This window comes from Sphingobacterium spiritivorum (genome assembly GCF_016725325.1).
Taxonomy (GTDB): domain Bacteria; phylum Bacteroidota; class Bacteroidia; order Sphingobacteriales; family Sphingobacteriaceae; genus Sphingobacterium.
In genome coordinates this window covers 3,823,288-3,835,625 of sequence record NZ_CP068083.1, presented here as the reverse complement: position 1 = coordinate 3,835,625, position 12,338 = coordinate 3,823,288, and the positions used below count along the sequence as shown (strand labels likewise).

The following is a 12,338-nucleotide window of genomic DNA, read 5'->3' as shown; positions in this document are numbered from 1 at the left end:
GATAATGGAAATCGAATACAAATTCTTATAAACAGGGTCCTAAGCCATAGATTGCTGAATGCAACATGTTCTGCTGTTCTCCTCGCATTGTTATATAATACAGATTATTAATATATCATGATTACAGGCGAATATTAAATGAAACCGGACAAATTTAAGGCGGCTGTTATATTATGCTGTTAAATAACTTATATTTAATTCAATTAAGCATCTATACTATGAAAACGATAGAATTTAATCAACGAAACCTCAAGCAGGTTAAGATATTATTATTACCACTTGCTATTTACATGATCCTGTACTTTTGGCTATTGTCCGGCAATGACCGTGTGATCGAGTGGATTAATCAGTATTCAGGACCTACACTGGGTCTGGCCTTGATCTTTGCTACACCTGTATTTTTACCGTTATTTATAATTCTGGCAAGATTGAAATCTTCAACTACCGTCTCATTTGATGAAAGTAAACTGACCATTCAACTTAAAAACGGAAAGCAGGAAGAGATAAACTATTCGCAGATTCAGGTATTAAAGCTCAACCATCCACTACCTAATACACTGACAGTAATAGGATTAAACAATAAAGTGATTTATACTTTTAGACCCATGAATAACGACACTCCCAATAAAGAGATTCTGGCGGAGTTGTCACGGCATATCAACTTCAGAATAGATCTGTTAGCCCCTGTCAAATATTTTAAAGTAACATTTGAATCCAGAATATATACCAGATTATAAATCAGCTATTAACGATAAAAAACATATGAATAAATATCTGAAAGGCTGTTTAATTGTTTTCGGCGTTATTCTTCTTATTATCATGCTGATCATCGCCTGGATATGGTGGTCTTTAGAAAACAGGCAGAAGGATGCTGAACGGGACCGTGTAGAAGTGTCTGAGATGTGTGATACAGTAAAAGTGATCACAGAGCAACCCACACTGGGATTCATAAAATTTGAACCAAATGAGTTGAAGACACTTAAATTTGAAATTTTAAGAGATGGCAAATTTATAGATGAAAGAACGATCAGGACAGACTTTACAAAAAAGAATGATGATATTTTCTGGAAAGTCAATATCCCATATAAACATTTCTTCAAAACAGACACGATAGTACTGACAACTACTAACAATCTCAAATATTATATATCTGATTACCATCACTATGCCTATCTCCAGTACGGCATGTTCGGTTATCTGGGATCACACGATTGCCGGTTTAGTGAAGATTGCAAGATTAATAACCGCGTTTCAAGCGGTATTATTGATCGGATGGACGGATGGGTAGATGTGGAGAAGGCGAAGCAGATAAGCTATATTGACCCTTCTACGGATGAATTTAACGCCTTTTCGAGAAGTTTACCTGTAAAAAACAGAGACGCTGAAAATATCTTTCAGGATAACAGAGAAAATAAAACCTTATATTCTATGTATTCCTATGGTATAGAAGTAACTCCAAACGGAAGTTACTATGTATTTGCTGAAGAACTGGAAAACCGCAGAGGACATATGGATGTGATCAAGATTAACACTAAAACTGGTGCTTATAAGCGTTATAAGAACTATCCTTTTGAAAACTAATATATTAATAAAGCCTGAAAACTCTGGCTTTCAGGCTTTATCATATCAGGGATTCTGCAGCTATCCGCTACTATTCTTTCGTAAAAATAAACTCTCCTCCTCTTTGCTTCAGTACAAAGGTTTTAGTATCCGGATTAAACTCCATTACAATTCCCGCCTGATCAAACTTAAATTTGTGTTTTTCTACCGCTTCCAGTGAAAAAGAAGGTTGACCTGTAGCCTGTGCGATAAGAGTTTGATTGTTTTTCGTAACAGTAATTTTTATCGGGATCTGGGTGGAGGCATAAGTCCCTAAATAAACATCCAGATCTTCAGTGCTATTTTCATATGTCCGGAAATCAGGGATATCAAAAGGCTTATTGTAAACGGCACTCAGTGCTGCAATTGCAATATTATTATTATTAAAGTTTGATGCGTTTGACGTAAGTGCAAAAGTTACATTACCACTTTCAAAACGGGAAAATGTAGAAGAAAAACCATCTATACCACCCGAATGCCCGTATCCTTTTTTATCATAAAAGGGTACCTGAAATAAACCCAGTCCATAACCGTCTTTTATGGTTTGCATCAGTTCAACACTTTCCTTTTTCAACAGTTTTCCAGTAAAGAGAGCATCACTGAATTTTGTCAGATCTGAAGGCGTTGACAGTATACCTCCGGCTCCCAGTGGTATAGAAATATCTGTTTCAGACTCCGGTTTCCAACCCGCTTCAAAATCATAAGATTTAGCCTCATTATTTTTAACATTAATCTTGCCGCCAAGATAAGTATTGCTTAATCCGAGTGGCTTAGTAATATAGCTGGTCAAAAGTTCTGCATACGACTTTTTGAACGTTTTCTCCAGAATGAAAGTCAGCAACACAAAATTTGAATTACTATACTCCCCCTTACTATCCGGCTCAAAATCACTTCCGCCTTTTGTAATTACATCAAGCATATCCTTTTCTGACATCGCCTTTGTATTCCAGGTCAGGTAATCTGTATCGTCTGTAAAATTTTGAATACCACTTCTGTGATTTAACAAATGTCTAACAGTAATCTTATCTGCATTTTTTATTGCCGGAAAATACTTTTTAATAGTCTGGTCAAGAGATAGTTTTTTATCTTCCACCGCTTTCATTACTAACACAGTAGTAAATGTTTTGGAAATGGAACCAATTCTGTATTTTGAATTTTCATTGGCTTTGATCTTATTTTCCAGATCGATATATCCAACAGATTTAGTATACACAATTTCACCATTTTGTGCAATTGCGAGACTTCCCATAAACTTGTTATTATCCTCCAGGGCTTTGATATACAAATCAAGCTTTTCTGTGTCTATTTTTTGTGCAGATGCAAAAGACGTCAGACAAAAGACAGCTAAGTAGGTTAATGATTTTTTAAACATAATGAGTTATTTAATAGTTCTTTTTAATTGAAGTAGTAAAGTTATGAGTACATAAAAAACAAACACCAGCAGCAACATAGCCGGAATAAACCAATGACCTAATTGCTCATACTGCTGATAAGTGATTCCGTTTTCTCTGTAATAACCCAGAATAAAAATTTCGTTGGGTTTGAAGAAAAAGCCAACATTTTCGGGATCTACCAGCTTTGCACCGATGAGGAATATAAAACCAAACAGCAGCAAATATAACAGCGTGAAGATCACATAAGACACCCCGTTGCCGATATTCAATATAAGTGCTTTCAGAATATGGAGAGGATTGAATGACTTCGTTGCTTCTTCCAGTTTTTTTTCAGCGACCAAAGGCTTCAGAAAGGTTTCAGGTTGACCCAGGTTTTCCAATACATCCAGCAGTCGCTCCACTTCCCCTTTTTCGATAGCCACTGAATCGGCAATACTTTCGTAAATGTGGCTGTTAATCTCCAGCAATATCTCTTGTTGATTAGTCTTATCAAGCGATTTTGTAGCCTGCTGAATTCTGAAGATATAATCCAGATAAATCCGTTTTGAATTTTTATCCTTAAAAGCGATCTCTTTAAATTTCATATTTGATTTAAGGTTGCATTGAGGTTGTCCCAATAAGTTTTCATTTCGTTTGCAGTACTTAATCCCAAAATTGTAATCTTGTAATACTTTCTGGGAATACCGGAGTCCTGCTCTACCCATTTGGATTCTACCAGTTCTTCCTTTTTTAGTCTGTTCATCAAAGGATAAAGTGTTCCTTCAGCAATTTCAATACTGGTTCTTCTTTTTATCTCATTGATGAGGTCATATCCGTAATATTCCTTTTCATCTTTCAGAATACTTAACACTAAAAAAGACAGGGTGCCTTTCTTAAGTTGGGATATCCATTTAGTAGTAAAGTCTTCATTCATCAAACAAATATAAAACAAAATACATAGCATAACAAAGTACTATGTTTAAATATATAGCAAACAGTACAAACAAAAATCATTAACGATTGATTACCAATACAATAATTCTATACTGTCTGAATAAGCTAGCTAAAATATATAGTTACAATGAAGGTATGGACGGATTATTATTTAATAATATATAGTTTTCGGAGGCTGTTGGCAAACAGTTTATAGTGTAGATTTTTATTTTCGAAATACAGATAGGTCGTAAAAAAATCATTATCCGGTCTACTTAATGTACCGAACAATTGGCCATTTATAGTAACAGGAGTCTGTTGCCATTCTTCATCCAGATAAAACTGATCTTTAAACTTCAGCGTATCTTTACCGACGATCAGGTTAGTATAAAGATATCCCAGCCATTCATCCGATTTTGAAGCAGGTGTATTCCCACCTATAATATGTGTTAGTCTGGTCAATTTTATCTTCTCAAAATACAGTGACTCTATATTTGTACTGACATTGTCCACCCAGTCGAGTCCGTTTTCGGCCGGATGGCCAAATATGTTGTTAATAGTTTTTCCCCGGCTCCGCACATACGGATATCCTTTTTTATCCTCATTCAGATTCTCGAAAAAGATAAACCAGTCATCCCCTATTTTATAAACAATTTTTTGAAAATAGATAGTTTCCTGACCTTCCTTGCGCAGGGAATGGTCATAATCGGTATAAAATACAGAAGCATCACCCTGTATTCTGCGATAAAGTTCTATTTGCCGGCCTTCATCCCATTCGAGATTTTCATTTTGAATGATTATATTTTTTCTGGAACTGTCTCCATCGAGCGGCCATGTCTTGTAATAAGCTTGATTTGCATTGATCAGATAACCCTCAAAAAGTAATTCTTCATCTTTATAGCTTTTCTGTACGTAGCTGTACGTATCAGAAATATTCCCCGAAGGATCCAGTTTTGTAAATTCATACTTCGCAAATACATGATCCGAATTTTCCTCTCCCTTCTTTTCTCTTTTGATAATCAGATTATCATTTATCGTAAGGTAATGATCAATGTTTTCCTCGCTTTCATACAACAAGTTTATCGTTCTGCTTCCGAATTTTAAAGGCGGCTGGTTAATGTCCCGATATCCGGCATATAATGAAGGTAGTTTGTTGGAATGAAACTGATTTCTAAGCCATATATCCATATTCCAAACACCGGAATTATACATTATCAAAAACAACAGGATACCGGATACAGAGAATAGCCACGGCAGTTTGTGTATAGATTTGAAGTAATCAAAGATATAATAAAACAGAAATCCGCAAATAAATACTACAGGAGTAAAAAACATATAGGCCAATCCGTCAAGACCGCCTTTCGGTATAAAGTAAATGATAATACCATACACTACTGTAATGCCTAATGCACAAAGAAGCGCTTTTAGTACTTTTTTATGTTTCCGCTTATTAGGTGATACCTCTTCCATACGTAGAGTTTAGCTATAATTCTAAGATATAAACAAAAATTAACAACAGATTCTCCGTATTCCAACAAGATCAGTTTATTTAAAAAGTTCCAGAATCTCAGCTACACTTACCCTCCCAAAGTAAGCTGTAAGATCTGTGGAAGATAACAATTGTTCAATTTGATCAATATCATGCTTCTGGCCGGTAATTGCCGCTTCCAGTTCCTCAATAGGCTTGGACGCAAAGAAATCACCGAATATTTTAACTTTTTCTATCACCCCCTTATCTACATCCAAATGCAGTTCGATAAATCCGGCTGGTATTTTGATCGATTTTTTAAAATTATAATTAGGAGAGAAACCATAATTCCAATCCCATGTGCTATACTTCTCTGCTACCAGCTTTTCAATTCCCTGAATATCTTCCTCTGTAAACTGATAGACGCTGGCTCCTGGATTATTCTGCAACATCTCATCAATCAACAAGTGCTTTAGAACTTCAGTAGTAGTATTTTCAGGTAAATAATCAATTAAGTTAGTCACTCTTGCTCTGTTGGATTTAACCGCTTTATCTACAAATTTCAGCGGGTTTACCTTTATCGCCTCGACCAGAACATTCATCTGAGAATTAATCAAAACCGTCCCGTGCTGAATTATTTTCCCATTTTTAGAAAGCTTTGCATTGCCACTAAACTTCTTCCCATCCACCAGTAAATCATTACGCCCTTCAAGTTTTGCAGGGACATTCATCTTATTTAACAAGGCAATTACAGGTTGAGTAAACTGAGAAAAATCCATAAAATCATTTGATCCGAGCAATGTATGAAAAGAAAAATTCAGATTCCCCGTATCGTGATATACCGTACCACCACCGGACATTCTTCTCACTACCTTGATATGCTGCTCTCTGACATAATCCAGATTAATCTCCGCTAATGTATTCTGAAACTTACCCACAATAATGGAGGGGGCATTGACATATAACAGAAAAATATCTTCTTTCGGATATTTGTACAACAGATATTCCTCAGAAGCAATATTAAAATAAGCATTAGTAGAAGGTGAATCAATGATGAGCATAATACATACAGTTTTAGCAAAGTTAGCAAGTTTTTCTAAAGCACTCTCTCAGATGACTGTCATTACCCGTATATAATCTGATAAAAAAATCGCAGTTATTTTTACAATAATTGCGATTTTTTAATAGTAACAACAGGAAGTATAGATCTACAGCTCAATCTGGTAAATCCGGGATTCTGCCTCCCATGGATGATATCCCTGACCAATATATTGAAATCCATACTTTTCATAATAACCAATATGATCGGTACTGAGGTTAAGATACCGGAAACCAAATTTACGTGTATCTTCTTTTGCTCTGTCAATAAGTAAAGTAGCATATGCATGTCCCCGATGCTCTTCTGCAATATAAATGGCACATATCCAGGGATAAAGATCCATCCGGCTAATAAAATCATTGGTGATCAATCCGGCACAACCGATAATCTTCTGATCCTTTTCTAATAAATACCACTGGGGTAATTCCTGAACTGCATCTATACAGTGCGTGATACAATCTTCATAAATAACAGGGGAAACATCAGGCCATGACTGTTGCAAAAAACGGATAGCAATCTCTTTATATTCGGGATTTTCGCGTACTGATATAATGTGCATAGGGCTGTAAAATAAAACAACCACAATTATAAAGAATTTATACAGATAAATGATGGTAATTCTTAATGATCAGAAATTATGATGGTTCATATCTCTGTACATCAGGATAGCTGCATAAATAATACAAGCTATCAATCCTGTTCCCAGAATAAAAAGTAGTATCATGATAGGTAGATTAAAACAGCACTAAAATACAAAACCTAAATGAATGTATCAAGTTTGTTGCACAACAATCTTACCTCGATTCAAAAAATACTTCAGAAGAAGAAAGAGAGAGACTCTTTTAAAAAGAAAAGACACTATAGGAGACTTGTTGGGAGGGTCTCAGAAAGGCACTAATTCTGCTCTGTTCGCTCCCCCTTTATTAATAAATATCCTATAGAAACTATACATGTCACAATCACCACTGCAAAAAATGTCAACACTACAATCATTGTTTTTATATTTGTTGCAAACATAATAATATGTCATTTTTCAAACAAAAACAACACGAAATTCTGTGTAGAAATAACTCTACAGAATTTTATATTTAACAGTCTGTCTCCGCACGCAGCAACAACACCTACTGTCATTCTTAACAATTTGATCATTTTTGCTTTATCCGTTATTAATAATGAGTCAGTAGATTTGTATTAATAAATAGAATAAGGACGTTTAAATAACAGGTCATGATTAAAGATGAATTATTTGTAACAGAGGTCCTGTCAGATGGAGTAGAATTTACATTTGATGGTGACGATTATCTTTCAGGTGAAGATTAAGTAAAAAGTAACCCCGAAAGAATGACGCTTTAACAAGAGATTGTTAAAGTTTTTTTGTTTTATAGCTTTATGTTTTACGCTTATCCGAATTTCATTCCCTCCTTAATAAACATTCATTATAGATTTTTGATAAAATAAATTTAATTCAAACCTTGCATAATTAAAGTTTAAATCACATCTTTACTGATTCTCAATAAAGACAGAATTATTAACTATTGACCTTTTTTTTCATGCAAAAAATATTTTGTGTTGCTGCACTCATGCTATGCAGCATATCAGGATTTGCTCAGGATTTTTCTTTTGGAAAAATTACTAAGGAAGACCTAAACTTTAACCGAAACACAATTGACAGCAATGCCAATGCAGTAGTACTTCGCGAATACGGAAATGCCAGTATCATTATCGATCCTGCAAAAGGAGGTCTGATGCTTGAATTTTACTATCACATCAAGACCAAAATTTTCACAAAAGAAGGGTTCAGCAAAGCTGATTTTACTATACCTCTATATACATCCGGGAACTCAAAAGAAGTCATTTCCTCAATTAAAGGAGTGACATATAATCTTAACGGGGAGAAGATAGCAGAATACGATCTGGATAAAAGCAAGATCTTTAATGAGAAATCGACCAAATCCGTTGCGCTAACCAAACTGACCTTACCCAACATTCAGGAAGGCTCGATTATCGAACTTCGTTATACGATCAACTCTCCTTTTCTCTACAATTTCAGAACATGGAAATTTCAGGAAGATATACCGAAAGTATACAGTGAATTTGTTTCCAAAATACCTGAAATATGTATTTATAATCAGAATATGAGAGGGTCGTTAAGCATTTCCAAGCATAATAAGGAAAATTACAACACGGATATGCGTAGTGAAATCGGAGAAGTACACGGATCCAAAACGACCTATGGAATGGAAAATATTCCGGCCTTCATCAATGAAGATTATATGACTTCGGCAGACAACTGGCGCTCTTCCTTATCTTTTGAACTGGCCAGCTACAGAATCCCGATGGGCGCAAATTACAATTACACCAGAACCTGGGAAGACGTAGAGAAACAGCTGTATACAGATGAAGAATTCGGTGGTCAGATCAAGAAAAAAGGACTTTTTAAAGCGATTTTACCATCTGTAATAGCAGACAAAAAAACAGATCTTGAAAAAGCCAAAGCTATCCACAGTTATATCAACAAACAAATAAAATGGGATAAGACAAATGGAGTATTCACAGACAAAGGAATAAAAGATGCATTAGAGAAAAGATCCGGAAACGTGGCAGATATTAATTTAGCTCTTATTGCTGCATTAAATGCTGCAGATATTAACGCCAATCCTCTCATACTTTCCACCCGTGCCAATGGCTACCCGAATATCGCGACTCCTGTTCTATCCGACTTCAATTATGTAGTCGCGCAGGTGAATATCGATTCGACAGTCTATTATCTGGATGCTACAGAATCCATTATTCCATTTGGCAGTCTGCCTCTACGCTGCATCAACTATCAGGGTCGCTTATTTCCAAAAGGAGGCGGATCCGAATGGGTGGAACTCAAAGCAAAAGAAAAATCTACAGTTTACTATGATTTTTCAGGAAAACTGAATGACAAAGGAAAGCTAACCGGAAATCTACAGATCAGAAGACTTGGCTTTGATGCCTATAACAAGAGAAAAGAGATCCGGGAATATAACTCACTCGAAGAATATTTTGAAAAAGTAGAAGAAAATAACAGCAAAATAAACTACTTAAAATCAGATGTTACGCATATAGATAGTACAGAATATTTCTTAGTAGAGACATTTGATATTGAGATAGACAATTTTTGTTCTACCCATCAGAATGATCTCCTTTTTAATCCGCTTTTTATTGGCAAAACAAGTAAAAACCCTTTTAATCTGGAACAGCGTAATTACCCTATCGACATGGGCTCTACCATAGAAGAAGTTCTTACTATGGAAGTAGAATTACCTGAAGGATACCAACTGAAAGAAAAGCCTAAGAACGTTATTATGTCCTTACCAAATAAAGATGCAAGGTATTTTTACACGTCTAAGATGGAGGATAATAAACTCCACATCAATGTTGCTACGCAGATCAATAAACCATTCTTTATGCCTGAAGAATATTTTGACCTGAAAGAATTTTTCAGCCGGATTATTCAGTCCCAAAAACTGGAAATCACCGTATCTAAGATATAATCAAGAGATAGAGAAGGCACAAAAAAGGGATGACTTAATCAAGTCATCCCTTTTTATATTCCTATAATATTCAGGCAGCTTACCCAAAGATTTCGTTCAGCACCTTCGCCAGACGCAGTCCGCCCTTTAACAAAGCATCTTCCACTACATATTTATTATCATATATATAACGATAAGACAGATTAGAATTCTGCTCCACATCTTTATAGATTTTATTGGCTACTATATGCGTGTCGTATAACCAGGAAGCAAAATCACCCTCTGTCAGCCTTTGATTCTCCTGTTTAGTATGAATATCAAGAACATTTGCATATTCAGTATAGCTGTATTTTTCATAGTCTACCAGATTAGAATCCCATACACGATGAATATTATCCGGTTTTCCAAACCACATCACTTCAATTTTATTACCACCCAGGTCTGCTGGTCTTCCCACATGCATAGGCTGATGCGCATCTCCTATCAGATGGATCAGAAAATAAAGATTCTGTTGCATTTCTGTCAAGCCCTTATCTTTTGCTTTCAAATCAGCAGACAAACGAATTAGCTGTTTGTATATATTATTATCAGGCGACTGCTGCAGTGCGGTAGCAAACTGTTCCTTCGTCAGGTTTCCGTCTGTATTGATATAATGGAAAGGTGATGTCTCATCAAAAGCATGATCTGATTTCACAAAATCCGGCCAATTTGCCCAGTAAGCAAGATGTTGCTTTCCGATTAGTTTGGCAATATTCTTCTTTGCCTTATTAGTCAGGTGGCGCTCTGCAATTTCTGTAACGACACGGTGACCCGTCATTCCCCAACCCCACACCGATGATGTCTGAGCAAAAAATGCCAGAAGCAACAACAATTTTATTATTTTCTTCATAGTATTGAATTTATATGCAAAAATATAGATAATATGGCATTCCTATTTAAATAAATCAAAACCATATTGGGCATCATTCCAGAATTCATCCAGAGCACTTATCCGTGGTTTTAGAAAAGAAATAAGTTCCGGCCAGTCTTTTTCATTATAGATGCTAATGCCTGACACTTCCGTATAAATTCTGGATATTTTTTTTCCGTCTGCATCATAACCCTCTTTTTCCCAATTCCACTCTTCACCGAGCACCCCATGCAAAAGTTTTTTGTACTGTTCGAATTGCTCATACATAAGCAGACGAATGCCCGAATCAGGATGTGATATTTCAATCATGATCTCTGCATTTCGTTTGTCAGCGTTCATTCTGAAATAAAGATGTTTGATTCCGGTGCGGTAATTGATCCAATTAATTTTTGCACCTTCGCTATTGGGCTGTAAGCTCATAAATTGACCAAATTTGGTCCAGAATGTTTCTTTGATCCGTTTAGATTCTTCTCTTGAATACAATGTAAAGCCCTGTAATTTTTGTTCAAAACTATTGAAAAATTCAAACATATCGAAGTCCGGGACGTTATAATTATATAAACGTTACGCTATGGACAAGAAAAAATCACTACTGCTTCTATCCGCCACTGCTGTTGGCACCTTGTTATACCAGGCATTCAAGCCTGTCAAATCGGATATCAGAGGAGTCTCAAATTTTAATCTTGACAGTTACCTTGGACAATGGTACGAAATAGCCAGACTGGACTTTAGGTGGGAGAAAAATCTCAAAAATGTAACAGCAAATTACAACCTTAATGAAGATGGCAGCATTCAGGTAGTCAATGAAGGCTACGATATGCGCAAGCAGAAACAGAAGAAAAGCATAGGAAAGGCAAAATTTATGCGCGACCCGAATGAAGGGGCATTCAAGGTCAGTTTCTTCCCTCCTTTTTCAGCGGGCTATCATGTCATGAAAATAGATCCCGATTATAAGTATGCTTTGGTATTTGGCGACAACCTCAATTACATGTGGATTCTATCCCGGGAAAAATCAATCCCCGGCGATATCAAATCAATCTATCTGGATTTTGCATTACGAAGCGGATTTGAAATCCACAAACTAGTATGGACAACACAGGATTAATACCCGTCAAAAATCGGACTGAGAACGGTATAATCAAGGGTAGGATCATTCGCAAACTCAATAGACATTTCTTTCATATCTGCAACAGACATCATATTCTTAAGCCCTTTATTATATAACTGGCACAGATAAAATGCAGCATTTACTTTTTCGTCAAGTGTCAATACGGAACTGCCGACGTAAAAGTTAAGCACGGAAGTCACATAATCTCCGAAAACATCAAAGCCAAAGGCTCCTGATACATGCATGGAGTGGCGCATAAATTTTTCAAAATCAGATTTAAGCGTTGCGTAGACCGTATCTTTCATGAGGACAAAAATGCAATAAAAAATGTACTTAACCAAAAAATGG

The 12,338-nt window shown here is 35.9% G+C and carries 13 protein-coding genes; 4 read left to right on the top strand and 9 right to left on the bottom strand.

From position 1 onward, the window contains the following. Positions 1-218 precede the first annotated feature (218 nt). Positions 219-737, top strand: a complete 519-nt coding sequence (locus tag I6J02_RS16080; RefSeq protein WP_201678850.1) for a hypothetical protein — start codon at positions 219-221, stop codon at positions 735-737. Between the two features lie 25 nt (positions 738-762). After that, on the top strand, positions 763-1,581 hold the full coding sequence (locus tag I6J02_RS16075) for a hypothetical protein (protein WP_201678849.1): 819 nt from the start codon (positions 763-765) through the stop codon (positions 1,579-1,581). Positions 1,582-1,651: 70 nt separating this feature from the next. Here the strand turns inward: I6J02_RS16075 and I6J02_RS16070 are convergent, their stop codons facing one another. The 6 genes from I6J02_RS16070 to I6J02_RS16045 form a co-directional block, all read right to left on the bottom strand. Then, complete coding sequence (locus I6J02_RS16070) at positions 1,652-2,971, bottom strand: serine hydrolase domain-containing protein (RefSeq protein WP_201678848.1); 1,320 nt, start codon at positions 2,969-2,971, stop codon at positions 1,652-1,654. Positions 2,972-2,977: 6 nt separating this feature from the next. Beyond that, the gene (locus tag I6J02_RS16065) at positions 2,978-3,577 is read right to left on the bottom strand and encodes an HAAS signaling domain-containing protein (protein ID WP_201678847.1); all 600 of its coding nucleotides are present in this window, start codon (positions 3,575-3,577) and stop codon (positions 2,978-2,980) included. Then, complete coding sequence (locus tag I6J02_RS16060; RefSeq protein WP_201678846.1) at positions 3,574-3,906, bottom strand: PadR family transcriptional regulator; 333 nt, start codon at positions 3,904-3,906, stop codon at positions 3,574-3,576. Before I6J02_RS16060 ends, I6J02_RS16065 begins: the two co-directional genes overlap by 4 nt. A 167-nt stretch (positions 3,907-4,073) precedes the next feature. Further along, positions 4,074-5,375: a hypothetical protein gene (locus tag I6J02_RS16055; protein ID WP_201678845.1), complete on the bottom strand. Its 1,302-nt coding sequence runs from the start codon at positions 5,373-5,375 to the stop codon at positions 4,074-4,076. Between the two features lie 75 nt (positions 5,376-5,450). After that, the gene (locus I6J02_RS16050; RefSeq protein WP_201678844.1) at positions 5,451-6,434 is read right to left on the bottom strand and encodes a lipoate--protein ligase; all 984 of its coding nucleotides are present in this window, start codon (positions 6,432-6,434) and stop codon (positions 5,451-5,453) included. A 147-nt stretch (positions 6,435-6,581) separates the two neighbouring features. Further along, a complete protein-coding gene (locus tag I6J02_RS16045; protein WP_201678843.1) occupies positions 6,582-7,031 on the bottom strand; it encodes a GNAT family N-acetyltransferase in 450 nt (149 codons plus the stop codon). Positions 7,032-8,022: 991 nt separating this feature from the next. Here I6J02_RS16045 and I6J02_RS16040 point away from each other — a divergent pair. Next, a complete protein-coding gene (locus I6J02_RS16040; RefSeq protein WP_201678842.1) occupies positions 8,023-9,993 on the top strand; it encodes a transglutaminase domain-containing protein in 1,971 nt (656 codons plus the stop codon). 79 nt (positions 9,994-10,072) lie between these two features. On the opposite strand, the gene I6J02_RS16035 is transcribed toward I6J02_RS16040, so the two are convergent. Both I6J02_RS16035 and I6J02_RS16030 read right to left on the bottom strand, forming a co-directional pair. Continuing rightward, entirely contained in the window at positions 10,073-10,861 is a 789-nt protein-coding gene (locus tag I6J02_RS16035) for a S1/P1 nuclease (RefSeq protein WP_201678841.1), read from the bottom strand. Between the two features lie 42 nt (positions 10,862-10,903). Further along, positions 10,904-11,413, bottom strand: coding sequence for a DUF4268 domain-containing protein (locus I6J02_RS16030; RefSeq protein WP_201678840.1), 510 nt, complete (start codon positions 11,411-11,413; stop codon positions 10,904-10,906). Between the two features lie 40 nt (positions 11,414-11,453). On the opposite strand from I6J02_RS16030, the gene I6J02_RS16025 reads away from it, so the two are divergent. Continuing rightward, a complete protein-coding gene (locus I6J02_RS16025; RefSeq protein WP_201678839.1) occupies positions 11,454-11,987 on the top strand; it encodes a lipocalin family protein in 534 nt (177 codons plus the stop codon). Here the strand turns inward: I6J02_RS16025 and I6J02_RS16020 are convergent. Further along, positions 11,984-12,295, bottom strand: a complete 312-nt coding sequence (locus I6J02_RS16020; protein WP_201678838.1) for a hypothetical protein — start codon at positions 12,293-12,295, stop codon at positions 11,984-11,986. The genes I6J02_RS16025 and I6J02_RS16020 overlap by 4 nt on opposite strands. Between the last annotated feature and the right edge of the window lie 43 nt (positions 12,296-12,338).